Origin of the sequence: Solwaraspora sp. WMMA2065, from assembly GCF_030345075.1 — a bacterium.
GTDB lineage: Bacteria > Actinomycetota > Actinomycetes > Mycobacteriales > Micromonosporaceae > Micromonospora_E.
Window position 1 is genome coordinate 583,983 of record NZ_CP128361.1, and the last position, 23,620, is coordinate 607,602.

The 23,620-nt window shown below is 69.8% G+C and carries 26 protein-coding genes; 9 read left to right on the forward strand and 17 right to left on the reverse strand.

Annotated elements, in window-relative coordinates; translation table 11 throughout:
• Positions 1-676 precede the first annotated feature (676 nt).
• Positions 677-1,465 carry a GntR family transcriptional regulator gene (locus O7610_RS02650; protein ID WP_281554164.1) on the reverse strand — a complete coding sequence of 263 codons (789 nt, stop codon included), beginning with the start codon at positions 1,463-1,465 and terminating at the stop codon, positions 677-679.
• Entirely contained in the window at positions 1,462-2,004 is a 543-nt protein-coding gene (locus O7610_RS02655) for a GntR family transcriptional regulator (protein WP_289212562.1), read from the reverse strand. Before O7610_RS02655 ends, O7610_RS02650 begins: the two co-directional genes overlap by 4 nt.
• A 387-nt stretch (positions 2,005-2,391) precedes the next feature.
• Between O7610_RS02655 and O7610_RS02660 the strand changes: the two genes are divergently transcribed.
• From O7610_RS02660 to O7610_RS02670, 3 genes are all read left to right on the forward strand, one after another.
• A complete protein-coding gene (locus O7610_RS02660; RefSeq protein WP_289212563.1) occupies positions 2,392-2,778 on the forward strand; it encodes a hypothetical protein in 387 nt (128 codons plus the stop codon).
• Positions 2,778-3,062, forward strand: coding sequence for a hypothetical protein (locus tag O7610_RS02665; RefSeq protein ID WP_281554167.1), 285 nt, complete (start codon positions 2,778-2,780; stop codon positions 3,060-3,062). The genes O7610_RS02660 and O7610_RS02665 overlap by 1 nt, the downstream gene beginning before the upstream one ends.
• 90 nt (positions 3,063-3,152) lie before the next feature.
• On the forward strand, positions 3,153-3,278 hold the full coding sequence (locus O7610_RS02670) for a hypothetical protein (RefSeq protein WP_289212564.1): 126 nt from the start codon (positions 3,153-3,155) through the stop codon (positions 3,276-3,278).
• On the opposite strand, the gene O7610_RS02675 is transcribed toward O7610_RS02670, so the two are convergent.
• From O7610_RS02675 to O7610_RS02690, 4 genes are all read right to left on the reverse strand, one after another.
• Positions 3,256-4,245, reverse strand: coding sequence for a glycosyltransferase 87 family protein (locus O7610_RS02675; protein WP_289213557.1), 990 nt, complete (start codon positions 4,243-4,245; stop codon positions 3,256-3,258). The genes O7610_RS02670 and O7610_RS02675 overlap by 23 nt on opposite strands.
• 6 nt (positions 4,246-4,251) lie before the next feature.
• Positions 4,252-4,503, reverse strand: a complete 252-nt coding sequence (locus O7610_RS02680; RefSeq protein ID WP_289212565.1) for a hypothetical protein — start codon at positions 4,501-4,503, stop codon at positions 4,252-4,254.
• A 38-nt stretch (positions 4,504-4,541) separates the two neighbouring features.
• Positions 4,542-5,114 carry a hypothetical protein gene (locus O7610_RS02685; RefSeq protein WP_289212566.1) on the reverse strand — a complete coding sequence of 191 codons (573 nt, stop codon included), beginning with the start codon at positions 5,112-5,114 and terminating at the stop codon, positions 4,542-4,544.
• Between the two features lie 157 nt (positions 5,115-5,271).
• Positions 5,272-5,946: a GntR family transcriptional regulator gene (locus O7610_RS02690; protein WP_281554171.1), complete on the reverse strand. Its 675-nt coding sequence runs from the start codon at positions 5,944-5,946 to the stop codon at positions 5,272-5,274.
• 47 nt (positions 5,947-5,993) lie between these two features.
• Here O7610_RS02690 and O7610_RS02695 point away from each other — a divergent pair, with 47 nt between their 5' ends.
• Positions 5,994-6,182, forward strand: coding sequence for a type II toxin-antitoxin system RelE/ParE family toxin (locus tag O7610_RS02695; protein WP_281554172.1), 189 nt, complete (start codon positions 5,994-5,996; stop codon positions 6,180-6,182).
• Positions 6,179-6,508: a helix-turn-helix domain-containing protein gene (locus O7610_RS02700; RefSeq protein ID WP_281554173.1), complete on the forward strand. Its 330-nt coding sequence runs from the start codon at positions 6,179-6,181 to the stop codon at positions 6,506-6,508. Before O7610_RS02695 ends, O7610_RS02700 begins: the two co-directional genes overlap by 4 nt.
• A gap of 142 nt (positions 6,509-6,650) precedes the next feature.
• Here the strand turns inward: O7610_RS02700 and O7610_RS02705 are convergent, their stop codons facing one another.
• From O7610_RS02705 to O7610_RS02740, 8 genes are all read right to left on the reverse strand, one after another.
• Positions 6,651-7,790, reverse strand: coding sequence for an ABC transporter substrate-binding protein (locus O7610_RS02705; RefSeq protein WP_289212567.1), 1,140 nt, complete (start codon positions 7,788-7,790; stop codon positions 6,651-6,653).
• Between the two features lie 78 nt (positions 7,791-7,868).
• Positions 7,869-8,633: an ABC transporter permease gene (locus O7610_RS02710; protein ID WP_281554175.1), complete on the reverse strand. Its 765-nt coding sequence runs from the start codon at positions 8,631-8,633 to the stop codon at positions 7,869-7,871.
• Positions 8,630-9,463 carry an ABC transporter ATP-binding protein gene (locus O7610_RS02715; protein WP_281554176.1) on the reverse strand — a complete coding sequence of 278 codons (834 nt, stop codon included), beginning with the start codon at positions 9,461-9,463 and terminating at the stop codon, positions 8,630-8,632. The genes O7610_RS02710 and O7610_RS02715 overlap by 4 nt, the downstream gene beginning before the upstream one ends.
• Positions 9,460-10,353, reverse strand: a complete 894-nt coding sequence (locus O7610_RS02720) for an ABC transporter permease (protein ID WP_281554177.1) — start codon at positions 10,351-10,353, stop codon at positions 9,460-9,462. The genes O7610_RS02715 and O7610_RS02720 overlap by 4 nt, the downstream gene beginning before the upstream one ends.
• Positions 10,350-11,363 (reverse strand): TIGR03842 family LLM class F420-dependent oxidoreductase, encoded by a 1,014-nt coding sequence (locus tag O7610_RS02725; protein ID WP_281554178.1) that lies wholly within the window; start codon positions 11,361-11,363, stop codon positions 10,350-10,352. Before O7610_RS02725 ends, O7610_RS02720 begins: the two co-directional genes overlap by 4 nt.
• Before the next feature lie 14 nt (positions 11,364-11,377).
• A complete protein-coding gene (hydA, locus tag O7610_RS02730; RefSeq protein WP_289212568.1) occupies positions 11,378-12,784 on the reverse strand; it encodes a dihydropyrimidinase in 1,407 nt (468 codons plus the stop codon).
• 32 nt (positions 12,785-12,816) lie between these two features.
• Positions 12,817-13,659 carry a nitrilase-related carbon-nitrogen hydrolase gene (locus O7610_RS02735; protein WP_278168285.1) on the reverse strand — a complete coding sequence of 281 codons (843 nt, stop codon included), beginning with the start codon at positions 13,657-13,659 and terminating at the stop codon, positions 12,817-12,819.
• A gap of 286 nt (positions 13,660-13,945) precedes the next feature.
• Complete coding sequence (locus O7610_RS02740) at positions 13,946-15,031, reverse strand: lytic polysaccharide monooxygenase auxiliary activity family 9 protein (protein ID WP_289212569.1); 1,086 nt, start codon at positions 15,029-15,031, stop codon at positions 13,946-13,948.
• A 410-nt stretch (positions 15,032-15,441) separates the two neighbouring features.
• Between O7610_RS02740 and O7610_RS02745 the strand changes: the two genes are divergently transcribed.
• The 3 genes from O7610_RS02745 to O7610_RS02755 all read left to right on the forward strand — a co-directional run bounded on the left by O7610_RS02745 (position 15,442) and on the right by O7610_RS02755 (position 19,079).
• Complete coding sequence (locus tag O7610_RS02745) at positions 15,442-15,816, forward strand: SCP2 sterol-binding domain-containing protein (protein ID WP_281554182.1); 375 nt, start codon at positions 15,442-15,444, stop codon at positions 15,814-15,816.
• Positions 15,813-17,846 (forward strand): amylo-alpha-1,6-glucosidase, encoded by a 2,034-nt coding sequence (locus O7610_RS02750; protein ID WP_281554183.1) that lies wholly within the window; start codon positions 15,813-15,815, stop codon positions 17,844-17,846. The genes O7610_RS02745 and O7610_RS02750 overlap by 4 nt, the downstream gene beginning before the upstream one ends.
• A 129-nt stretch (positions 17,847-17,975) precedes the next feature.
• Positions 17,976-19,079, forward strand: coding sequence for a baeRF2 domain-containing protein (locus O7610_RS02755; protein WP_281554184.1), 1,104 nt, complete (start codon positions 17,976-17,978; stop codon positions 19,077-19,079).
• A gap of 38 nt (positions 19,080-19,117) precedes the next feature.
• Here the strand turns inward: O7610_RS02755 and O7610_RS02760 are convergent, their stop codons facing one another.
• Both O7610_RS02760 and O7610_RS02765 read right to left on the reverse strand, forming a co-directional pair.
• The gene (locus O7610_RS02760; protein WP_281554185.1) at positions 19,118-19,993 is read right to left on the reverse strand and encodes a universal stress protein; all 876 of its coding nucleotides are present in this window, start codon (positions 19,991-19,993) and stop codon (positions 19,118-19,120) included.
• Positions 19,990-20,967 carry an Acg family FMN-binding oxidoreductase gene (locus O7610_RS02765; RefSeq protein WP_475048485.1) on the reverse strand — a complete coding sequence of 326 codons (978 nt, stop codon included), beginning with the start codon at positions 20,965-20,967 and terminating at the stop codon, positions 19,990-19,992. Before O7610_RS02765 ends, O7610_RS02760 begins: the two co-directional genes overlap by 4 nt.
• Before the next feature lie 177 nt (positions 20,968-21,144).
• On the opposite strand from O7610_RS02765, the gene O7610_RS02770 reads away from it, so the two are divergent.
• Positions 21,145-21,783, forward strand: coding sequence for a response regulator (locus O7610_RS02770; protein ID WP_123600861.1), 639 nt, complete (start codon positions 21,145-21,147; stop codon positions 21,781-21,783).
• Between the two features lie 63 nt (positions 21,784-21,846).
• Here the strand turns inward: O7610_RS02770 and O7610_RS02775 are convergent, their stop codons facing one another.
• Positions 21,847-23,523, reverse strand: a complete 1,677-nt coding sequence (locus O7610_RS02775) for a sensor histidine kinase (protein WP_475048549.1) — start codon at positions 23,521-23,523, stop codon at positions 21,847-21,849.
• Between the last annotated feature and the right edge of the window lie 97 nt (positions 23,524-23,620).

Below are 23,620 nucleotides of genomic sequence, written 5' to 3' on the forward strand. Positions count from 1 at the left end.
AGGACCAGTGTGTGTTCTCCTGCTCCCGGGCGCGGCTGAGCGTGTCGGCAATGCGGCGCGGATCTCCCGGTCTTATCCGTGTTTGATCAAGCCAGACCAGATTGCATCTACATTTCCTCAACACCTGGACGGCCGACGGCTGATTTGTCCGCACGTCAGCAGGTGGCACTTCGATCTCTACGGCTTTCAATCCGGCGCGGTTCTCGTGTGCTTGGGGACCGTGTCCGAAATGTCGGGCGGTCTGACCTGGGCAAACGGGGGGTCTGGAGGACAACCTCCTGTTGATCATGATCTTGGTGGCAGCTTAGATGATCTTCGTATGGCGAATCTTCGCAGCTCGGGGGCGGTTTGGGATCTTTCCGCCAACCTCCCCCGGATCCCGGGCGTGTCGGAGGTTGCCGCAATCGACATTTCACCACAACTCCGGCACCTAATCTTGCGTACATCTATGTGCTGTCTGTCCTCAACGGATGCTGTTGGGCTCGGCGTAGCGATCTCTCCTCCGTCCGGCATCTACCGACAGGTCGATGTGGAAATCCTCGCTTACGCGGTTGGCTCCGGCAAGGGGAACAGTGGTTTGTTGTGCGCCTGCTGCGGTAAGCCGAGCGGGATTTGACCGTGGCCACCTCCACTACCTCGGTGGCGGTCTGGCAAGTGTCGCGGGAGGGCGGTGAGGTCAGGCTTCGTTCGGTCCGGGCAGGAGGTATCTGGCCTTGTGTCGGTGCGCGGCTTTGATCATCTCGGTCACTTCGATGGGTTCGCCGTCGGTGGTGTAGACGGTGCGGAACTGGCGTAGCACGGGCATGTCGTCGGGCATTTGCAGGGCGATGAACTCGTCGATGGTGGGCATGGTGGCTTCGACGTCGTCAACGGCTGGTCCGGCGTGCTTGCCGAGTCCGGCGAGCACGCGCAGCGATCCGCCGCTGATCAGCCGGTGTTCGGCGAGCGGGGTGCCGCGTGCGAGGTCGGTCCGGTAGTAGTTGGTGACCAGCTCGGCCGGGGCGTCGTCGAGCAGGAGCAGAAGCCGCCGGCGGATGACGCGGGTGTCGGGTTCGAGGTCGTACGCCGCGGCGACCGCGACCGGCGGTCTCACCTCGTCGACAGACAGCAGGCGGCTGGTCTTGCGGCGGCCGTGACTGGTGATCTCACTGATCCACGGGTACGGAGTGGCTCTGTTGGCCTGGCCCGGGTAGTGGTTCGCTTCGACGGCGATCGGCTGGTTGGCAGTGACGAACACGCCGACCCCGGACTCGCCACGGACGAATCCTTGCTTCTTGAGGATGGCGAGTGCGCGTTGGGTGGTGAGGTTGGAGACGCCGTACCGCTCGCAGAGCTGGGCCGTGGAGGGCACCTTGTCGCCGGGCTTGAACTCGCCGGTGAGGATCTGTCGGCGGAGATCGGCCGCGATCTGGCGCTGGCGGTCGCGTACGTCATTGGCAGCGGCGGGGTCGGGTTCGTTGGTCATGCGGGTGGGACCTGCATCAGGTAGGTGTGGCCGGTGGAGCGGCTGGTCACGGTGCGCATGACGGCGTACTCGACGGGTTGGCCGGTGGCGGCGCGGCTGATGCGGGTGAGGACCAGGACCGGTTCGTCGACGGCGATGTCGAGGAGTTCCTGTTCCTGATCGGTCGGCCGTCGGGCGGTGACGTGCTCGCTGACCTGATGCGGTGCGAGGTTGAGGTCGGCGAGGACCCGTACCGCGCCGCCTTTGATCTTGCGGTTGTCGGCGAGTGGGGTGCCGGCGACGATGGGCTCCGGGTAGAAGGAGTCGGCGAGTTCGACGGGCCGATCGTCTTCCAGGATGAGGCGGCGGCGGACGACGGCTCGTTCGCCGGCGGCGAGTCCGAGTGCGCGTCTGACCTGTGTGTCCGCGTCGACGGTCTCGACGCCGAGTAGCTGTTGCGTGCCGACGCGTCCCCGGCCGGCGGCCTCGGCGGACCACGCGTCGTGCTGCTGCGCGACGAGGTACGGGTCTGAGCTGCTGGTCCAGCCTTGGTCTGTCATGGTTGCCTCCGGTTGCTGCCTCCGATCATGGTGCCGGATGCGTGGCGGCTTGGCTCACTGACCGTACTCGGGTGGGGAATCTTGTTGGCCAACGCCACTTGCAGCCTTATCACAATCATTATAAGCTCTGCTTACTTGAGGTTTCTGCGCTGGTCAGTCGGCCAAGGATCCCGGCCCCCACGGATCACGGATGTTGAATCGAGGGCACTGGTGACCCCAGTGCTCTTGCCCGCTGTGCCTGAATTCGGCCCTGTACCTGCCGCAGACCTCTCAACAGTCCTCCCTGCGAAGGAGAAGCTCTTGACCAGGAACCAAGGTCCCCGCAGTAGGTATGGCGGGTCGCCGTACGTCGTTCGCAATGAAGGTCCGACGCCGAACCGGCCGCCGTTGCCGCGACGGACGCCGGGGCAGACGGACATCGGGAGTGATCCGCGTTTCCGGCTGCTGGCCGCGCGCGGGGTGGCGTCTGCGCCGGACGCCGAACGGCCGGCTGTCGACGCCGAGCGGGCGGTGCTGGACGAGGTGGCGGCGGCGATGCGGAACCGGCCGGACGCTGACGTGTTGGACCGGGCGCGGGAGACGGCCGCCGTGCACATGCCGAGCCGGTTGGCCGAGTGCCGGGCGTGCGACGGGCCGGCGCTGTGTCCCCCGTTCACCGGCGCGTTGGCGGTGTTGGACCGGTGGGATCAGGTCAAGGCGCGTCGGGTGCGGGCGGTGTTGCAGTACGCCGGGTTGTGGCCGGACGGGTACGTCCACGACGGGCGGGACGACTGATGGCCGACGGTGATCTCCTGCGGGTCGGTGACACGCTGCATCTCGGCAAGGCCGACTGGGTGTTCGGCGACCGGTCGATGACGGTCCGGGTTTCCGACATCCGGAACGGCCTGGACGACGTCGATTCCCCGGTGGTCGGCATCCTCGCCACGATCACGTTGGCCGGGCGGGACGGGCGGATGGCCGCGATCGGCGTCTACAAGTCAGCGCTGGCCCGCCCCGGGGTGCTGCAGCGGCACCGGCCACCCAACGGCGTCGATCCCTTGCCAGCCGCACACCCATAACCCGCCCGCCGTCTGCGCGAGCCGGGGTCGGGCCGGTGGCGGCAACCACGAGCCCGACCCCATTCCAGACCCAGTGGAAAGTGGATCACGATGGACGTTTGTGCCCTGACCAGTGCCGTGTTGCTCGGCTACCTCGCCGGGCTGTTCTCGTTCAAGGTGAAGAGCCGCTGGTGCCCCCGCTGCGGCGAACTGACTACCGCCAAGCCGCCGTCCTAAAGCGTCGGGCAGTGAGGTTGGGCACCTCGGCCCGCCCAGGAAGACCGGACCCTGGTCGACCCCCGACGGTCGGGACCAGGCAGGCCACCACCAACGCGAGTAGCACCCGGACGTTGTCGGTCAGGTCTGCGGTGGGCAGCCCGTCGCCCATCGACATCACCGGAAGGATCATGGTGGCAGCCACCAGACCGGTCCAGGCCGGTGCGCGGCCTCGGCGCTCGCCCACCACCAGTAGGGCGGCTAGCACGAGCCAGGTCTGATGGTGGGTCCAGGACACCGGCGAGAACGCCAGGCCGGCGGCGCCGACAATCACCACGCCGGCCAACCGGTCCCCGTCCCGGTAGGCGACCGCGCCGCGTACCAGGGCGATCGCGACCACCGCGAGCCCGGCGGTGAACAGTGCGAGGGTACGAGCGTCGTCGGGTGCTCCCAGCCGTAGTAGGGCACCGTTGATCGACTGGTTGCCGGCGGTGACGATGTTGCCGACCCGGTCGACGTCCCACATCTCGGTGAGCCAGAACCGTGCCGACTCGCCCGGCAGGATCAGCCAGGCCAGGCCAGTACCGGCGAGGAAGGTCCCGGTCGCGGTGACCGCCGCCCGTCGCTCGCCGGCGAGCCACAGGTACGGGATGAAGATCAGCGGGGTGAGCTTGATCGCGGCGGCCAGTCCGGTGGCGACACCAGCTAGCCGACGCGGGGCACGCCCCAGGCAGTCGACCAGCACCAGCAGGGTCAGGATCACGCTGACCTGGCCGAACCGGAGGTTGCTGGAGACCGGAGCCGACGCGAACAGCAGCAGGGCGATCGCCGCCGGTGCCACCTGCCGGGGCAGGAGCCAGTGGATCCCATCGGAGCGGGCCACGATCACGGCGAGCAGCGCCACCAGCGCAACGGTGGCCGCCGTCCAGATTACCCGCAGCACGTCGATGTCGATCAGCGTCAGCGGTACGACCAGCAGGCCGGACAGGGGCGGCTAGGTGAACGGCGCCTCGGTGCCGGCAGCGGCGTAGTCGTAGAGACTGGTGCCCTGCCGCAGACCGGTGGTCGCCTCCACGTACACGTCGAGGTCGGCGAGGCGGTCGTGCCGGGCGCGGGTGAGCGCCGCCGCCGACTGGGCGACGGCGACGACGGCTGCGGCGAACCAGACGGCGACCGCGACCCGGACCGGGTGAACGAAGCCACTGCCCCGCAGCTGGTGTGGCGTGTCCTTCAGCCGGTGCGACATAGCAGACCGGACATCGTGCATGCCTCGCCCCGTAGCCATCATGCTGAGTCAGTACAGTGGATTCTACTGGACGGCCTTGTCTTTCCCGTGTCGCGCCCCTCCTGGTCGGTGTAGCCGCTGCCCATCTGGCCTCGATCCTGTCGCCGGTTGCGAAGATCAGTTGATGAAAATACGGGCGACACGCCGGCACAAACCCGGTTTTCATCAACTGATCTTGGGGTATTGGCGGGCAAACGACCGACGCTCGGTCGTCGCGCCCAGAGGCCGGCGAATGCGCTGAGGACGACCAGTACGCTGGCGAGTCCGGTGACGGCCTGCGCCCAGCGCAGCGCCGGGGAGATCGCGTACCGGGCGCCCCAGATGGCGACCACCACAAGGGCGGTGCTGGTGAGGAGCAAGCTCCAGCCCAGGGGTGGTGTCGGACCGGTGTCCGAGCTCAGGTCGTGGAAGCGGCCGGCTGCGACGGTCACCGCCATCACCAGCACCGCGGTGTTGAAGGTGGCGTCCGCCGCGTCCATCCGATTGGTGAGGCTGTCGAAGACCGTGACCAGCCCGATCGCCATGGCAGCGATCGGTGTGACGATCCGCGCCTGGCCGGCCAGCCAGGGCACCACCACTCCGATGCCGCAACACAACCCGAACGTGTCGCCATCGCGGCCGCGCCGATCGGCTGGCGTGCGTAACCCCGACGGATGAGATAGGGCATGCTGAGGAACGACGACAGGGTCACCGCGCCGAGTGTCCACTGCAGCACCCACAGGACGACGTTCATCGCGGTGTACGCGTAGGGGCCGCGCGGCCGGAGCCGGCCGGGGGAGCGTCGTCGGTCCGCTGTGGCGGGATAGCGTCCAGGAGTTGGCGTTCGGCGTCGTCGAGGTAGCCGGTCAGGACCCGATGGGCCTCGGTCAACTCGCCCGTGACGAGCAGCTGGTGAATCTGCCGGTTGTACCGGATGTAGGGCTGGTGGAACGCCTGCGCGGCCGGGACCACCAGAAACACCAGACGTAGCTCAGCCAGCAGGCGACGCGCGGTCCGGCTGAGACGGCTGCTGCCGGCCAGGTCGGCGACGGCCTGGTGGAACCGCATGTTCGCCGTACCCACCTGCGTCCAGTCGCTGGCGTCGGCGGCGACCTCGGCAGCCTCGACCGCCTCGCCGAGGCGGTCCAGCGCGCTCGGTGGCGCGTCGGCGGCGGCGAGAATCGCGGCGCCCTCGATGATCCGGCGGAACGCGTAGATGTCTCGCACGTCGGCGGCGGTCAGCTCCCGGATGAAGACGCCGCGGTTGAACTCGTGCGTGAGCAGGCCCTCGTGCGACAGCAGCCGGAACGCTTCCCGCAAGGTGTTGCGGGACACGCCGAGCGCCTCGCGGAGGGCGTTCTCGCTCAGCCGGACGCCGGGTGGGAAGACGCCCTCGTTGATCCGTTCACGAAGGACGTCCGCCACCCGTTCGCCGTAGCCGCTGCCGGACCGACCCGGTCACTGCCGACCGGGTGGCGGAAGCGGGATCGACCGGCGGTTCGGAAGTCCGGATGATCTTCGCCTTCGATCCGTTTCGAGAGGCGGTGTTTCTCGTCGCGGGCGATAAGTCTGGCCGGTGGCAGGCCTGGTACGACACGGCGATCCCGCTGGCCGATGCGAGGTTCGACGAGCACCTGAGGCTACTCAAGGAGGACGAGTGAGTCCGACGAACTGGCGAGACGTCAAAGCCAAGGCGCGGGCGGCCGACCCTGAGTGGGACAGCCCTGACCGCGTTGCCCAACGCGCCGCGATGCGTCAGCAGATGCTGGCTTCCGTGAGCGGTGCCCAGCTCGCCGAGATTCGAAAGCAGCTGGGCCTCACCCAGGTGCAGCTGGCCGAGGCTGCGGGCCTGTCGCAAGCGCGCATCAGCCAGATCGAGAACGGTGAGGCCACGAGCCTCGAGTCACTGAGAGCCTACGTCACGGGCCTTGGCGGGCACCTCGACATAGTTGCGCGAATCGGGAACGTCCGCTTGGACGTCGCGTAGTCCAGAAACCCGGTGGCGCCACCACCCTGTCTCGACGGGGGATGCCTACGGGATCGACGGCCGGGCCGATGGCAGTTGCCACCGGCCCGGTCACCGCATCGATGTGCGCCTGCGTACTCGTCGACTCCCAGAGAGCAGGTGCTCAGGCGCCGCCGGGGTTGAGGGTCACGGTCAGCGGGGTGAAGTCGGCACCGGTGACGTCGACGCCGTCCGCCTCCGCCGCTTCGAGCGCCTGGCTGATGTAGTCGTTGGTGTAGGCCAACCCCTCCGGCTCGGCGGTCAGCACCGTCTGATCGTCCTGGTTCTTCGTGGCCAGCGACAACTCGACCGTACGCGCCCAGTCCGCCTCGTCGATCAGCCCGATCCCGCCGGTCGACGGCCAGATCAGCTTGTTGACCTCGTTGACCTGCCACAGCTGATGGCTGGCGCCCAGCGTCGACCCGGCCGCGACGGACAGGTCCCGGCACTCCTCCGGGTTGTCCCGGCAGAACGCCCAGCCCTTGATGGTGCCGGTGAGGAACTTGACCGTCTGCTCCTGGTACGCCGGGTCGTCGAGCTTGCTGGTGTCGGCCCAGATGGCGTCCTGCAGCATCGCCGTGCCGACGGAGTTCCAGTCGAGCACCGTGAAGTCCTCCGGTGTGTACAGCTCACCGGTGTCCGGGTTCTCCGCCTCCAGCAGCTGCGCGTACTCGTTGTAGCTCATCGCCTGGGCGGCGTCGATGTCGCCGCGCAGCAGCGCCTGCATGTCGAACTGCTGCTGCACCAGGGTCACGTCGGCACCCGGGTCCAGCCCGGCCTGGGTCATCGCGGCGAACAACTCGAACTCGTTGCCGAAGCCCCAGTTGCCGACCTTCTTGCCGCGCAGGTCCGCCGGCCCGGTGATGCCGGAGTCGGCGAACGCCACCTGGTAGGTGCCGGAGCGGGCGAAGATCTGCCCGACATCGGTGATCTGCGCGCCCTGTTCCCGCGACGCGAGCGCCTTCGGCACCCAGGCGATCGCGTAGTCGGCCTGCCCCTGGGCGAGCACCGTCTGCGGGACGATGTCCACCCCACCTTCGAGCAGCTCGACGTCAAGGCCCTCCTCCTCGTAGAAGCCCTTTTCGACGGCGGCGATGTAGCCGGCGAACTGGGCCTGGAAGAACCACTGCAACTGGACCTTCACCGTGGTGGTGCCGTCGGTGGCACCGCCACCAGCCTCCGGCTCCTCGTCCGCCGTACCGCAGGCGCTGATCAGCAGCGCGGCACCCGTCAGCGCCGCCGCGGCGGCCATCCGTCTTCTCATCTGGCGTCGTTCCTCCTGGTCGCGATGATGGAGCGGGGGACTGCGGCGCGCGGACGGGAGCGCCAGGGGAAGCGGAGGTCACGGGGTCTGGCCGGTGCGCCACGGCATCGCGAGGCGTTCCAGAGCCAGGGTCGCCAGGTAGAAGACCAGGCCGAGCAGGCAGGCGCCGACCACGAACGCCCAGGCCCGGGGGTACGCGGTGAGCGACGCCGCCGAGGTGATCCGCGCCCCCAGCCCGTCCTGCAGCCCACCGAAGTACTCGGCGACCACGGCCGCGATCACCGCCAGCGAGGACGCCTGGCGCAGCCCGGTGAAGACGAACGGTAGCGCACCGGGCAGCCGCACCAGCCGGGCGAAGGTCCAGCCGCCAGCGGCGTAGCTGGCCATCAGCTCGCGGTGGATCGGCTGCACCTGGCGCAGCCCGCGCAGCGTGTTGACGAAGACCGGGAAGAACGCGACCAGGCCGACGACGATCCGCCGGGGCACGCTGCTGGCCGCGTCGAACATGTTGTTCAGCACCGGGGCGAGCGCGATGATCGGCAGCGCGTTGACCAGCGCCGCCAGTGGCACCGACACCTCACTGAGCAGCCGCAGCCGGCTCACCGCCAACGCCACTGCCACCCCGAGCGTCGCCCCGGCGAGCAGGCCGATCAGCGCGTTGGTGCCGCTGGCCAGCCCGGCGGTCAGCACCACCGTGCGGCTGGCCCAGAACTGTTCGGCGATCGCCGACGGCGACGGCAGCACGTACGGGGCGACCCGGCCCAGCCGTACCGTCGCTTCCCACAGCGCCAGCCCGACGAGCCCGACGGCGACCGGCGGCCCGGCCGCCCGCAACGACCTCACTGCGCCGCCGATTCGGCAGCCGCCGGTGCCGAGGCCGGCGCGGCTCCGGTAGCCGGCGCGTCGGTGCCGCGCAACGCCCGGCGGACCTCGGTGACGGCGGCGAAGAACTCCGCCGACTGCCGGGTCTGCTCGGTGCGCTCGCCGAGGGCGACGTCGACGATGGCGGTGATCCGACCCGGCCGGGCCGACATCACCACCACCCGGTCGGACAGGTACACCGCCTCGGAGATCGAATGGGTGACAAAGACGGTGCTGGTCGCGGTGCGGGCGCAGATGCCGAGCAGTTCGTCCTGCAGGCGTTCGCGGGTCATCTCGTCGAGGGCACCGAACGGTTCGTCCATCAACAGCAACGGCGGGTGTACGGCGAGCGCCCGCGCGATCGCCACCCGCTGCTGCATGCCACCGGAGAGCTGAGCCGGGTAGTGGCCGGCGAAGTCGGCGAGCCCGACCAACTGCAGCATCTCGTCGACCCGTTCCCTGCGCTGCGTCCGCCGCACCCCGCGCAGCTCCAGCGGCAGTTCGACGTTGCGCCGTACCGTCCGCCAGTCGAACAGCCCGGCCTGCTGGAAGGCGATGCCGTACTCCTGGTCGAGTCTGGCCTGCCGGGCGGCCTTGCCGTTGACGGTGACCGTGCCGGCGGTCGGGGTGATCAGGTCGGCGATCAGCCGCAGCAGGGTGCTCTTGCCGCAGCCGGACGGCCCGATCAGCGACACGAACTCGCCCCGCCCGACGGTCAGCTCCACCCCGGTCAGCGCGGTGACCGTGTCGGCCCGGCCGGCGTTGAAGACCTTGTCGACCCCGGTGATCTCGACGGCGAATTCATTGCTCATCCGGTCACCGCCACTCGCCGCTGGTGGCGGGTCAGCCCCAGCTCCAGCAGGGTCACCGTGGCGGCGACGACCAGGCCGAGCGCGGCGGCACCGAGGATCGCCGCGTACACCTTCGCCGGGGCGCTGGTCGCCTGCCGCGAATATTCCAGGATCAGCCGGCCGATGCCGCCCCGGGTGCCGGTGGAGATCTCCCCGACGACGGCGCCGACCACGGCCGCCGCCCCGGCCAGCCGCAGCGCCGGGAACAGGTACGGCAGCGCGGCCGGGGCCCGCAGTTTCCATAAGGTGCGCCACCAGCCGGCCGCGTAGCTGCGCATCAGCTCGACCCCGGCGGCCGGTGGTGACTGCAGGCCGCGCAGCATGCCGACGGCGACCGGGAAGAACGCCAGATACGCGGCGATCACCGCGACCGACATCCACGGCTGCCACGGGTAGGCGCCGATCGACAGCCGCCCGCCCCAGCCGGCGATCACCGGGGCGAGGGCGACCAACGGCACGGTCTGCGACAGCACCACGTACGGCAGCAGTCCCCGTTCGGCGATCCGCAGCCGCTGCATCGCCACCGCCAGGATCAGCCCGACCAGGGTGCCGGCGGCGAACCCGACGCCGGTCACCCCGAGGGTGAACAGGCAGGCGTCGACGACGACCCGCCACACCGGCTGGCCGGCGGCGACGTCGACGTCGCCGAGGCCGGCGACCACGTCGGCCAGGTGCGGCATGGCGGCGTCGTCGGCGCGCGGCAGCAGCGGTACGCCGAACAGGTCCGTACCGTCGGGGTCGCCGACCAGTTTGTAGCCCTCCCAGACTGCGGCGGCCAGGGCGAGCGCGCCCAGCGCGGCCCCGGCGACGCCGGCCCGCCTCGCCCAGCTGCTGGTCGGGCCGCTGGTCAAGACGCGACCACCCGGCGGTACGCGGGGATGATCTGCTCGCCGTACGCGGTCAGGGTTTCCTGCTTGGCGTCGTGTTGCAGGTAGACGGCGAACTGGTCGACGCCGAGCTCCCGCAGCTCGGCGAGCCGCCGCAGGTGCTCCTCGGCCGGGCCGAGCAGGCAGAACCGGTCGACGATCTCGTCCGGTACGAAGTCGGTGTGGGTGTTGCCGGCCCGGCCGTGTTCGGCGTAGTCGTAGCCCTGCCGGCCGGCGATGTAGTCGGTGAGCACCTTCGGCACCGCGCTGCCGTCGCCGCCGTAGCGGGCGACGATGTCGGCGATGTGGTTGCCGACCATGCCGCCGAACCAGCGGGTCTGGTCCCGCTGGTGGGCCAGGTCGTCGCCGACGTAGGCGGGGGCGGCGACGCAGAAGGTGACCGCGTCCGGGTCGCGGCCGGCGCGTTCGGCGGCGGCCCGGACCGCGCCGATCATCCATGCGGCGATGTCCGGGTCGGCGAGCTGCAGGATGTAGCCGTCGCCGACCTCGCCGGCCAGGGCGAGCGCCTTCGGCCCGTACGCGGCGACCCAGACCTCCAGCGCCCCGTCACTGACCCACGGCAAGGTGATGTCCCGGTCGCGGTAGCGTACGGTCCGCCCGGCGGCCAGGTCACGGATGACGGTGACGCATTCGCGCAGCTCGGCGAGGGTGGTGGGGCGGGCACCGAGGACCCGGACCGCCGAGTCGCCCCGGCCGATGCCGCAGACCGTGCGGTTGCCGTACATCTCGTTGAGGGTGGCGAACGTCGACGCGGTGACGGTCCAGTCCCTGGTGCTGGGGTTGGTCACCATCGGCCCGACTGTCACCGATGTGGTGGCGGCGAGGATCTGGCTGTAGATGACGAACGGCTCCTGCCACAGTACGTGCGAGTCGAACGTCCACACGTGGCTGAAGCCGGCCTGCTCGGCCTGCTGGGCCAGCGACACCAGCTCGCGGCCGGGCGGGTCACACTGGAACACGACGCCGAAGTCCATCTGGCGTACCCCCTTCAGAGCAGGTAGTCCGACAGGCCGCGGCGCAGGTAGCGGCCGTGGCCGGCGCGTCCGTGGTAGGTGCCGTCGCCGCTGACCAGGACGGTGCCCCGCGACAGCACGGTGTCGACCTTGCCGGTGATCTCGAAACCCTCGTACGACGAGTGGTCCATGTTCATGTGGTGGGTGGCGGCCGAGATCGTGGTCCGGCCGGCCGGGTCGTAGACGACGATGTCGGCGTCGGATCCGGGGGCGATGACGCCCTTGCGCGGGTAGAGACCGAACATCCGGGCCGGGGTGGTGGCGATCGTCTCCACCCAGCGGGCCAGGGACAGCTTGCCGTCGACGACGCCCTGGTAGATCAGGTCGACCCGGTGTTCGACGCCGCCGATCCCGTTAGGGATCTTGGAGAAGTCGCCGAGGCCGAGCTCCTTCTGGTCCTTGAAGCAGAACGGGCAGTGGTCGGTGGAGACCACCGCCAGGTCGTTGGTGCGCAGGCCACGCCACAGGTCGGCGCGGTGGGGTTCGTGCTTGCTGCGCAGCGGCGTGGAGCAGACCCACTTGGCGCCTTCGAAGCCGGGCGCGCCGAGCTGGTCCTCCAGGGTCAGGTAGAGGTACTGCGGGCAGGTCTCGGCGAAGACGTTGCGGCCGGCGTCGCGGGCGGACGCGACGGCGGCGAGGGCTTCGCTGGCGGACAGGTGCACGATGTAGAGCGGGCAGTCGGCGGCGACCCCGGCCAGCGCGATGGCCCGGCTGGTCGCCTCGGCTTCCAACGCGGCCGGGCGGGTCAGCCCGTGGTGGATCGGGTCGGTCTCACCCCGGGCCAGGGCCTGCCCGATCAGCACGTCGATCGCGATGCCGTTCTCCGCGTGCATCATGATCGTGGCGCCGTTGTCGCGGGCCTTCTGCATCGCGCGCAGGATCTGCCCGTCGTCGCTGTAGAACACCCCTGGGTACGCCATGAAGAGCTTGAAGCTGGTGATCCCCTCGGTGGCGACCAGGGAGTCCATCGCCTTGAGTGACTCGTCGTCCACCCCGCCGATGATCATGTGGAAGCCGTAGTCGACGTGGCAGTTGCCCTGCGCCTTGGCGTGCCAGGCGGTCAGTCCGTCGCCGACCACCTCACCGGCGCGCTGCACCGCGAAGTCGATGATCGTGGTGGTGCCGCCGAAGGCGGCGGCCTTCGTACCGGTGTCGAAGGTGTCACTGGCGAACGTGCCGCCGAACGGCAGTTCCATGTGGGTGTGCACATCGACGCCGCCGGGGATGACGTACTTGCCACTGGCGTCGAGGACGTCGACGCCGTCGGCCGGCCCGGTGCCGGGGGCGAAGATCGCGGCGATCGTCTCGCCGTCGACGAGCACGTCGGCGGCGTACGGCCCGGTGGGTCCGACGACGGTGCCGCCGGTGATCAGCAGTGCCATCTGAGTGGTTCCTTCCGCCGGATCAGGGCCGGTCAGGGCTGGACCAGGTCACCGTAGGCGTCCGGGCGGCGGTCGCGGTAGAAGGCCCACCGGTTGCGGACCGTCTCGATCAGGTCGAGGTCGAGGTCGCGGACGATCAGCTCCGGCTGGTACGGGTCCCCGGTGTCGCCGACGAACTTGCCTTCCGGGTCGACGAAGTAGGAGGTGCCGTAGAAGTCGTTGTCGCCGTAGTCGGCCTCGACGCCGACCCGGTTGATCGCGGCGATGAAGTACTCGTTGGCCACCGCCGCCGCCGGCTGCTCCAGCTTCCACAGGTACGACGACAGGCTGCGGCTGGTCGCCGACGGGTTGAACACGATCTGCGCGCCGGCCAGGCCCAGCGCCCGCCAGCCTTCCGGGAAGTGCCGGTCGTAGCAGATGTAGACGCCGATCCGGCCGACGGCCGTGTCGAAGACCGGGTAGCCGAGGTTGCCGGGGCGGAAGTAGAACTTCTCCCAGAAGCCCTTGACGTTGGGGATGTGGGTCTTGCGGAACTTGCCCAGGTAGCTGCCGTCAGCATCGATCACAGCGGCGGTGTTGTAGAGGAGCCCGGCCTGCTCGCGTTCGTACATCGGCAGCACCATCACCATGTTGTGCTCGGCGGCGAGGGCGGCGAACCGTTCGGTGGTCGGCCCGGGGATCGACTCGGCGTAGGCGTAGTACTCGCTCTCCTGCACCTGGCAGAAGTACGGCCCGTAGAACAACTCCTGGAAGCAGATCACCTTCGCGCCCTGGGCGGCGGCCTGCCGGACGTACTCCTCGTGCGCTTTGATCATGGATTCCTTGTCGCCTGTCCACGTGGTCTGGACGATGGCGGCGCGGACGACTCCTGGCATGGCTGATCCTCCCTGCGCTACCGGCTTCCGGCGCGGTCAGGTCCACTCCGGAGCACATGGCTGGTCCGGATGACCGGCGGTGACCTGGTGCTTCCCGGCCTCGGGAAGCTACGACTGTATCCACGCCGACGGTCGCAGACAATCATGTCCTTGTTACCTACTGTTTCCGACGTGTAATCCGGTCAACCTCCCTCGACCGATGTCGATCTTGCCGGAAATGCGGCGACGGCGGTGCGGTGTCGCGGATCCGCGACACCGCACCGCCGTCGCCAGTTTGACCGTCAGGTCAGGAGGCCGTGCAGGTCACCGACGGGGTGCCGCCGGCGGTCGAGCCGATGAAGCCGAAGTTGGTGCTGGCACCGGCGCCGAGGCTGCCGTTGTAGGCGACGTTACGGGCGGTAACCGTCGACCCGCTGGCCGAGACCGTGGCGTTCCACGCCTGCTGCACGGTCTGCCCGCTCGGGTAGGCCAGGGTCACCGTCCAGCCGCTGATCGCCGAGGAGCCGGCGGTCACCCGGACCTCACCCTGGAAGCCGCCGGACCAGCTCGATGCGACCGTGTAGGAGGCGGTACATCCGGCCGATCCGGGCGGCGGCGTGGTCGGGGGTGCGGTGGTGGGCGGGGCCGTGGTGGGCGGCGGCGTGGTCGGAGGTGCGGTGGTGGGCGGCGGGTTGCTGCCGCCGAAGTTCACGTCGCTGCAGAAGTAGTAGGACTGGTCCATATGGCTGGCCTGCCAGATGGTGTAGACCATGTGTCGGCCGGTGCGCCCCGGCGCGGTCGCCGGGATGTCGATCTGCACCCCGCTGGGCACGCTCTGCCACTGCGACGCCGGCGTGTTGCCGATCTGGGCGACGAGCTCCAGATTGCCCCAGCCCAGTGCCTGGCTGATCGGGTTGAAGCCCTGCCGGGTCACGTACACCCGGATGTAGTCGGCACCGTGGCTGGCTTGATCGAACAATCGGACGCTGAACGAGTTGCTGATTGACTTGGCCCGCCAGTTGCCGATGGCGTCCATGGCGTTGTAGCGGCCGCCCTCGGTGCGTCCACCGCTGCAGAGCTGGCCGTCCGGGATGGCGCCCTGGTGGTTGCCGCCGACGCCTTCGCGGTAGAGGCCGTTCCAGTTCCACATGGCGGCAGCGTTGGCCTGCCATGCCTGATAGCACATGGGATCCTCGGTGGCCATCTCCGGTGCCATGTGGTTCCCGCCCCAGCGGTCGAGACATCCGTAGTTGCGGGAGGCCGGATCGAGCACTGATCCATGGGCCGAGGCGACATTGGCCAGTGCGGTGGTCAGCAGCAGCCCGGCGGCGACGGCAACGACCAGGGCGTACAGCGCGAGTGGTCGCCGGCCGGTGGTGGTGAGTGTGGGCATTACAGACTCCAACCTCGGTTGGTGCGCGCCGGTACGGGGCGCGGTAGCGAAAGCACGGATCGTCGCCCGCGAGCGCGCACGGATGTGCGCTGCGCGTCACGGTCCTGCGGAGAGTTGCCCTGCTCCCGCGTGGCTGCCGGCTCCCGAAGCTGTCCTACCTAAGAATCACGCTCACTTCAACGAAAGTCAATACATGGTGGTGTGTGGGGGCTGCGCGGGGATCGCCGATGAGGGCGGCGGATCTGCCGACCGCGGTCCGCGTCGGCGGCGCGGACCCGCGTGAGCTGCCCACGGCGTCGTCAAACACCCTGACGGGTGATTGCCGACGCGATCGGCAATGTCGCGTCCGGCCTGGCGGCAGACTCGTCCAGTAGCAGGCGAGGGAGGTGGCAGGCGAGGGAGGTGGCGGGTTGTCAGCGACCACGGAGGCCTTCTTCGCCAGCGTCCACGAACGCGATCCTCGGTTGCCCCCAGCAGTCGACGGCTCGCTGCGCTTCGACGTGCGGTACCGCGATCACACTGAGCAGTGGCTGCTGCGTTTCGCGGCGGGCCGCGTGCGGGCCGAACAGTCCGGTGCCGATGCGGATTGTGTCGTCGCCATCGACAGCGTGTTGTTCGAACAGATCCTGTGCGGGAAGGAACGACTCTTCCCCGCATTCATCCGCTTCGGGCTCACCCTGGAGGGCGTGATCGCGTTGCTGCCGATGCTCAACTGGCTGCTGCCCGACATGGTGGGTGCCCGGCATCCGCGGCAGCTGGCGGAGGGTTGGAAGGAAGCCAGGTGACGAACCTCAAGTACACCAGCATCCTCGAAGGCAACCTGTTCATGGTCAGCGACGAGCGCGGTGACGTGTCGCCCTCGACGGATATGCCTACCGGGCTGTTCGGTTTCGACATGCGCTACCTGTCCGTCTGGAATCTCACCGTCAACGGCGAACGCCTCTCCGTGCTGTCCGTTGACGACCTTCAGTACTTCGAATCGCGCTACTTCCTTGTTCCGGGCGAGCCGACCCACTACGTCGACGCGAGCATGTCGGTGATCCGCCAGCGTCGCCTCGGTGGTGGCGCCTTCGTGGAGCAGCTGACCGTGCTCAACCACCAGGAAGTCGCGGTCGACCTACGGGTCCGGCTCGACATCGCCACCGACTTCGCAGACTCCACCGAGTACGCCAACGTGCACAAGAAAGGGAAGATTTCCACCGCTGTCGAGCAGGACACCCTGCACATGTACTACACCCGGGAGAATCAGTGCCGTGAAGTGGTGATCACCAGCAGCGCTGAGGCGGCGATTGACGACCACGGGATGACGTTCGACATCAGCGTCGGGCCGCACGGATCGTGGGAGACCGTCCTGCAGTTGATCTACTGGGTGCGCGGCATCCATGGGCGGGACATCCGGGTGACCGCGCCAAACTTCGACGCCCCGGGCATGGTGGATGCGAGCCGGGTGCTGGCCGAGTGGCTCGCCGCCGCCCCCACCCTGAGCTGTGACTCGGCCCCACTCGACCAGGCGTACCGCCGCAGTCTCACCGATCTGGCGGCACTGCGTTTTACCGGGAACCTGCGTGGGGAACAGCAGTTCTCCGCCGGACTGCCCTGGATGATGGGACTGCAGGGTCGGGACAGCATCGTAACCTGCCTGCAGCTACTGCCGTTCATCCCGTCGATGGTGCCGAACGTCCTGCACTTTCTCGCGGACGCGCAGGGAACCCGGCTCGACGACTTCGCCGAGGAGGAACCCGGCAAGATCCTCCAGGAGTTCCGGTTCGGAGAGCGAGCCGGGTTCGGGGAGATCGCCGCCTGCCCCTACTACGGTGCGGCCGACACGACGCCGCTGTTCGTCATCCTGCTCGACGCGTACGACAGATGGACCGGAGATACCTCGATCGCCCAGGAGCTCGAGTTCCACACCCGACGGGCGTTGCGGTGGATCGACGAGTACGGCGACATCATGGGCGACGGCTACCTCTGGTACGCCAGACGCAACGACCGACTTGGCGTGGAGAACCAGTGCTGGAAAGACACGCCCGATGCCATTTCCTACCGCGATGGTCGGTTACCGGTCGGCCCCCGGGCCACTTGCGAGCTCCAGGGTTATGCCTACGACGCCAAACGTCGCGGTGCCCGGTTGGCCCGTGAGGTGTGGAACGATCCGGCGTACGCCGCCGAGCTCGAAGCCCAGGCCGCCGAGCTCAAGCGCCGGTTCAACCAGAGGTTCTGGATCCGCGACGGCCGCTACTACGCGCTCGGCGTGGACGCCGATGGCAACCACGTCGACGCCTGCGCCTCGAACATGGGGCACCTGCTGTGGAGCGGTATCGTCGACCCGGACAAGGCTCGGCACGTCGTCAAACATCTGATGAGCGAGCGGCTCTTCACCGGCTGGGGCATCCGTACCCTTGCCGAGGGCGACGGGCGGTACAGCCCGGTCGGCTTCCACACCGGGGCGATCTGGCCGTTCGACAACGCCCTCATCGCCCACGGCATGCGTCAGTACGGCTTCCATCAGGAAGCCGCCCGGGTAGCGGGTGCCATCATCGATGCTTCGGAGTTCTTCGACGGCCGCCTGCCCAGCGCGTTCGCGGGCTACGACCGGAAGTTGACCAAGTATCCGGTTCAGCTGCCGGCTGCGTGCAGCCCGCACTCCTGGTCGGCCGGGGCGGTGTTGATGTTCCTGTGTTCCATGCTCGGTCTCGACCCGAAGGGCGAGCATCTGATCGTCCGCCCGCACCTGCCGCGCGGCATCGGCCGGATCGAGCTGCTGGACCTCCCCGGTCGGTGGGGGCTGGTCGACGTGTTCGGCCGTGGGCACTGATCCGTCGCATGCAGCCGACTCAGGTAGGTCAACCCGAGGCAGGGCACCGGCGACGCCGGGTGGAGTATCCGCAGCGGCTACCGGGTACCGCAAAGGGACGACCTGCCGACGACCAAGGAAGGACCTACGGTGACTTCGACCACGCCCCGTACCACCCTCGCCGACCTGGCCACCGTCCCCGGCCCGTTCGTGTCGCTCTACCTGGACACCAGCGGCCGGGCCCCGGACACCGGCGAGCAGGTCCAGCTGCGCTGGCGGGCGGCCCGCCAACGGCTGGCCGAGGCGGGGGCGCCTGGCGAACTGCTCGACGTGATCGGCGGGCTGACGAACCGGGCCTACGCCGACGGGGACACCCTGGTGGTGATCGCCGACGCAGAGCGGGTGCGGCTGGTGCGTCAGCTGCCGGAACCGCCGGAGCGGGAGATCGCCAGCTACGGTGCGATCCCGCACCTGTTGCCCCTGTTGCGCTGGCAGCAGCGGCAGCTACCCGTTCTGGTGGTGGCGACCGACCGGGTCGGCGCCGAGATCGTCGCCCTGCAGCCGGACGGTGTGGAGGTGACCGAGTCGGTCGCCGGGGAGACGTTGCACATCACCCGGTCGCATCCGGGCGGCTGGTCCCAGCGGCGGTACCAGCAGCGGGCCGAGGACCGCTGGGAGGCCAACGCGACGCTGGTGGCCGAGCGGCTCGCCGAACTGGTCGACGAGGTCCGACCCCGGGCGGTCGTGGTCACCGGGGACGTCCGGGCGGTGCAGTTCCTACGGGACAAGTCGCCGACCCGGGTCGCCGAACTGCTGCACGAGGTGCAGGGCGCCTACGACACCACCGACGCGGCGGTCGAACAGGCCGTCGACGTGGTGGAGGGCATCGCCGACGCGGACGTGGCCGCCGCCGTCGCGGCGTACCGGCGGGAGATCGGCCAGGCTGACCGGGCCGCCGCTGGGGCGTCGGACACGCTCGCGACGCTCGCCCGCCGGCAGGTCGACACCCTGCTGCTGGTCGACGACCCGCAGCTGACAACCCGTTCGGCGTACGCCGGACCGCAGCCCGACCAGGTCGGTGCCACGGTCGGCGCGGTGGCCGTTTTCGGCGTGACGGATCCCGTCGAGGTGCCGCTGGGTGATGCCGCCGTGCGGGCCGCCCTCGCCGGCGGAACCCGGCTGGTGGTGGTGCCGGACAAGCTCGCCGACCAGGTGCCCGACGGCGTCGGTGCGATCCTGCGCTACACCGTCTGACCGGGCGGCAGGGACGTCCGACCCGGCTGGCGGGCCGGTCAGCGGTGCGAATGTGGGCGGGCCACCAGCACCGGGCAGTGTGCGTGGTGCACCAGTGTCTGACTGACCGAGCCGAGCAGCAGCCCGGTGAAGCCGCCGCGACCACGGGAACCGACCACCACCAGACCGGCCTTGCGGCTCGCCTCGACCATCACCGCGTCCGCCTCGACCCCTTCCAACGGCCGCTGCTCGATGGGCAGGTCCGGATGGCGTCGCCGGACGGCGGCGACGGCGGCGTCGAGCAGTTCGTCGGCCTCCCGGCGGGCACCGTCGGCCGGTGCCGCGACCTCCGTGCTGTCCCGCATCGGACTCGGCCACCAGACGTGGAGTACGGCCAGCCCGACCCGGCGCGCGGCGGCTTCGTCGGCTGCGGCGTGCAGGGCTTGCTCCGCGTGCGCCGAACCGTCGACGCCGACCAGTACCGGGCCGTCCGCCTCGACGGGCGCATCCGGTGGCCGGACCACCAGCACTGGGCAGTGTGCGTGCCCGGCCACCTGTGAACTGACCGAGCCGAGCAGCAGCCCGGTGAAGCCGCCGAGGCCCCGACTGCCGACCACGACCAGCTCCGCGTGCCGAGACTCCTCGATCAACGTAGGGGCCCCGCCGGCTGCCACCTGCCGGGTCTGCACCGTTATGCCGGGCCGCTCGCCGCGCAGCTGCGCGGCGGTCTCGGCGAGCATCCGCTCACCTTCCTCGTTCGGCCCGGGTAGTTCGCCGTCGTACGGATTGATCGGGATCCCGTACCCGAAGGCGTGCAGATAGCCGTGGACCAGTACCAACGGCGCGCCGTGCCGGACCGCGGCCTCGGCGGCGTGCCGGGCGGCGCACAAGCTGGCCGGTGATCCGTCCACCCCTGCGACGATCGGGTCACTCATCGTTCCTCCAGGACCGTGTCGATCACGTCGGCCGGATCCCGACGTGGCGTCGGTCGGCCGGGCTGACCGTATCCGATCCTGATGACCATTTGTGGTGTTCCGAATCGTCCGAGTGCCAGCCGGAGCTGCTCGCGGGCCTGAGTGACCTCGATCGGCTGGGACAGCATCGACGCGGCCAGGCCGGCGTCGGTGGCCGTCAACAACACCCGCTGCAGCGCCTGCCCGGCGGTGAGCTGGTCGCTCGGCGTGTTGCCGGTCGCGCCGAGCACCGCCACCAGCGGCTCGGACTCGAAGTCGCGGCCAGGGGTGCGACGGGCACTGCCGAACGGTCGCCGGGGAAGCAGGTCGTGCGGCTCCGCGACCGGTCCACCGGCGGCCGCCGGCACCCCGTCCGGTGCCGGGAAGTGCCGGGTCCACCGCGCTACTTCCGCCCGGTACCCGGGATCCCGGTCGAGCACCCGGTTGGCGCTGGTGGCGATCTCCGCGACGGCGGTGACGGCGGTTGAGCCGACCACCAGCTCCAGCCAGCCGCCCTCGGCCTGGGCCGCCTCGATCAGCCGCCGCCGCACCGGCGGCGGCACCGGATCCGGCCGCAACGGCAGCCGGTTGCTGTGCCGGCGTGGCACTGCGGCGTACAGCCTGGACTCGGCCGGCGTGACTGGCCGCGGTGGTCCGGGCACCAGCCGGGCCAGCAGCCACGGGTCGGCCGGCTCGGGGCGGAGCCGGACCTCGGCCGGTGTGCCGGCGGCGGCCAGGGCAAGCCGCAGGTTGAACAGGGCGGCCCCGCAGCCGATCCGGGCGGCCCAGCCGGTCGGATCGCAGGCGGTGAGCAGCCGGTCCGGGTCGAGCCGGAGCTCGATCGCGCTGCCGACCAGCCGGAACCGCCACGGCTGGCTGTTGTGCAGCGACGGGGCGCGGACCGCCGCGGTCACCGCGGTGCGCAGCTGGGCCATGGTGAACGTGGTGGTCAACATGACTACACGGTGTCCGGTCCGGGCCGGCACCGGCAGGGCCGTACGTCCCGGATCCTCCCGGGCCACCGGGCCCGTCCGTCTCGACTGCCTCGCCCGCCGTCACCTGCCCCAGGCGACCCCGGCGCCCGGGACTTTGGTCCCTGGCTGTAGCGCCCCGCGACAGGGTAGAAACAGAGGATGATCCGCGTCTTCCTGCTCGACGACCATGAGGTCGTCCGCCGTGGCCTTGCCGACCTGCTGCAGAGCAGCGGTGACATCGAGGTGATCGGCGAGTCCGGGTCCGCGCAGGAGGCTGCCCGGCGCATCCCGGCGCTGCGCCCGGACGTGGCGATCCTCGACGCCCGGCTGCCGGACGGCAACGGCATCGACGTCTGCCGGGACGTGCGGGCCGTCGACTCGTCCATCAACGGGCTGATCCTCACCTCGTACGAGGACGACGAAGCGCTCTTCGCCGCGATCATGGCCGGTGCCGCCGGTTACGTGCTCAAGCAGATCCGGGGCACCGACCTGGTGGACGCGGTACGCCGGGTGGCGGCCGGTCAGTCGCTGCTCGACCCGGCGGTGACCCGCCGGGTGCTGGAGCGGATCCGCAGCGGCGTCGAGGAGCCGCACGAGCTGAAGTCGCTCACCGAGCAGGAACGCCGGATCCTGGAGTACGTCGCCGAAGGGCTGACCAACCGGGAGATCGCCGGCAAGATGTTCCTCGCCGAGAAGACCGTGAAGAACTACGTCTCCAGCCTGCTCGCCAAGCTCGGCCTGGAGCGGCGGACCCAGGCGGCGGTGCTCGCCACCCGGCTGCTCGGCCCGCGTCACTGACCCTGCCGTAACGGGACCATTCCGGGTCAGGTCAGTCCCGTAACGGGACCATTCCGGGTCAGGTCAGTCCCGTAACGGGACTTTCCAGGTCAGGATGGTGCCGCGCGGATCCCCGGCGGCCACCGAGAAGGCTCCGTCGCGCTGTTCGGCACGTTCCCGCATGTTGACCAACCCGCCCCGGGCGGCGGCCGGGTCCACTCCGACGCCGTTGTCGGTCACCGTCAGCGCGATTTCCCCGCCGAGTGCTGACACCCGTACCGCGACCTGGCTCGCCCGGGCATGCCGTACCACGTTGGACAGCGCCTCCCGCAGCACCGCCAGCAGGTCCGGACGGATCTGGTCAGGCACGGCGCTGTCCACCGGCCCGTCCAGTTGCAGGGCGGGCCGGAAGCCCAACCCGTCGGCGGCCGAGTCGACCGCCTCGCGCAACTCGGTACGCAGGACCGCGCTCATCGGGGTACGCAGCTCGAAGATCGCCCGGCGGATGTCCCTGATGGTGGAGTCCAGATCGTCGACGGCGGTGTTGATCCGTGTTCCGATCTCCGGTCGGCCACTGCACAGCGGCATGGCGCTCTGCAACTGCAGCCCAGTGGCGAACAGCCGCTGGATCACCACGTCGTGCAGGTCGCGGGCGATCCGTTCCCGGTCCTCCAGCACCACCAGCAGCTCGCGTTCCTCCTGCGCCCGGGCCCGCTCGATGGCCAGCGCCGCCTGACCGGCGAAGCTGGCCAGCAGCGGCGCGTCCCCGTCGGCCGGCCCGGCAGCGTCCGCGCGGTGCGCCACCACCAGCACGCCGTGCAGTGTCTCCGAGACCGTCAGCGGAGAGATCACCGCCGGTCCGGCGGTGACCGGCACCGGCCACGGTGCCGCCTTCGCCAGGCTCTCCACCATGATCGGCTCACCGCTGGTGATCGCGCCGGCGAAGCTGGTCTCACCAGCCGGCAGCACCGCGCCGACCAGCCCGGAGGTCGACCCCCGCGGTACGTCCACCACCTCGACCGTGAACTGGGCCGCCTCGTCATCGTTGACCAGGACCAGCACCATCTCCGCCTCGGCCACCTCACGTGCCCGCCGGGCGACCAGGGCCAGCGCGTCGGTGCGGCGCACGGTGCCGAGCAGTACGCCGGTGATCTCTGCGGTGGCGGCCAGCCAACGTTCGCGTCGGTTGGCCAACTCGTACAGCCGGGCGTTCTCGATCGCCACGCCGGCGGCGGCGGCCAGCGCCGTCACGATCTCCTCGTCGTCCTCGGTGAACTCGGCCGCGCCCTGCTTCTCGGCCAGGTACAGGTTGCCGAACACCTGGTTGCGGATGCGCAGCGGCACTCCCAGGAAACTGTGCATCGGCGGATGGTGCGGCGGGAATCCGTACGACCGCGGGTGCCTGGTGATGTCCGGCATCCGCACCGGTGCCGGATCGTCGATGAGCAGGCCGAGAACGCCCCGACCGTGCGGCAGGTCACCGATCGCCGCGTGCGTCTGCGGGTCGATGCCGTGGGTGACGAAATCGACCAGATGGCGGTCCGGGCCGATCACCCCGAGGGCGCCGTACCGGGCTCCGGCCAACCCGCACGCCGCCTCGACGATGCGCCGCAGGGTGCTGTGCAGCTCCAGGTCGGTGCCGATGCCGACCACCGCGTCGAGCAACGCACGGAGCCGCTCCCGACTGGTGACGACCTCGCCGACCCGGTCGAGCATCTCGTGTAGCAGCTGGTCCAGTCGGACCCGGGACAGTGGGGTCAGGCCGAGCGACGGCGCGTCGCGGTGCTCGGCCGGCGGGGGGTTCGCGGCGCTCACAGCGACGATGCTAGCCGGCCCGTCGCCGGACCGGCTCGGCTCG

Excerpts from the sequence above, each read along its gene's own strand:
- O7610_RS02650 (WP_281554164.1), bottom strand. The coding sequence starts at position 1,465 with ATGACCAACGAACCCGACCCCGCCGCTGCCAATGACGTACGCGACCGC.
- O7610_RS02655 (WP_289212562.1), bottom strand. The coding sequence starts at position 2,004 with ATGACAGACCAAGGCTGGACCAGCAGCTCAGACCCGTACCTCGTCGCG.
- O7610_RS02665 (WP_281554167.1), top strand. The coding sequence starts at position 2,778 with ATGGCCGACGGTGATCTCCTGCGGGTCGGTGACACGCTGCATCTCGGC.
- O7610_RS02670 (WP_289212564.1), top strand. The coding sequence starts at position 3,153 with ATGGACGTTTGTGCCCTGACCAGTGCCGTGTTGCTCGGCTACCTCGCC.
- O7610_RS02680 (WP_289212565.1), bottom strand. The coding sequence starts at position 4,503 with ATGTCGCACCGGCTGAAGGACACGCCACACCAGCTGCGGGGCAGTGGC.
- O7610_RS02705 (WP_289212567.1), bottom strand. The coding sequence starts at position 7,790 with ATGAGAAGACGGATGGCCGCCGCGGCGGCGCTGACGGGTGCCGCGCTG.
- O7610_RS02715 (WP_281554176.1), bottom strand. The coding sequence starts at position 9,463 with ATGAGCAATGAATTCGCCGTCGAGATCACCGGGGTCGACAAGGTCTTC.
- O7610_RS02725 (WP_281554178.1), bottom strand. The coding sequence starts at position 11,363 with ATGGACTTCGGCGTCGTGTTCCAGTGTGACCCGCCCGGCCGCGAGCTG.
- hydA (WP_289212568.1), bottom strand. The coding sequence starts at position 12,784 with ATGGCACTGCTGATCACCGGCGGCACCGTCGTCGGACCCACCGGGCCG.
- O7610_RS02735 (WP_278168285.1), bottom strand. The coding sequence starts at position 13,659 with ATGCCAGGAGTCGTCCGCGCCGCCATCGTCCAGACCACGTGGACAGGC.
- O7610_RS02740 (WP_289212569.1), bottom strand. The coding sequence starts at position 15,031 with ATGCCCACACTCACCACCACCGGCCGGCGACCACTCGCGCTGTACGCC.
- O7610_RS02760 (WP_281554185.1), bottom strand. The coding sequence starts at position 19,993 with ATGAGTGACCCGATCGTCGCAGGGGTGGACGGATCACCGGCCAGCTTG.
- O7610_RS02765 (WP_475048485.1), bottom strand. The coding sequence starts at position 20,967 with ATGTTGACCACCACGTTCACCATGGCCCAGCTGCGCACCGCGGTGACC.
- O7610_RS02770 (WP_123600861.1), top strand. The coding sequence starts at position 21,145 with ATGATCCGCGTCTTCCTGCTCGACGACCATGAGGTCGTCCGCCGTGGC.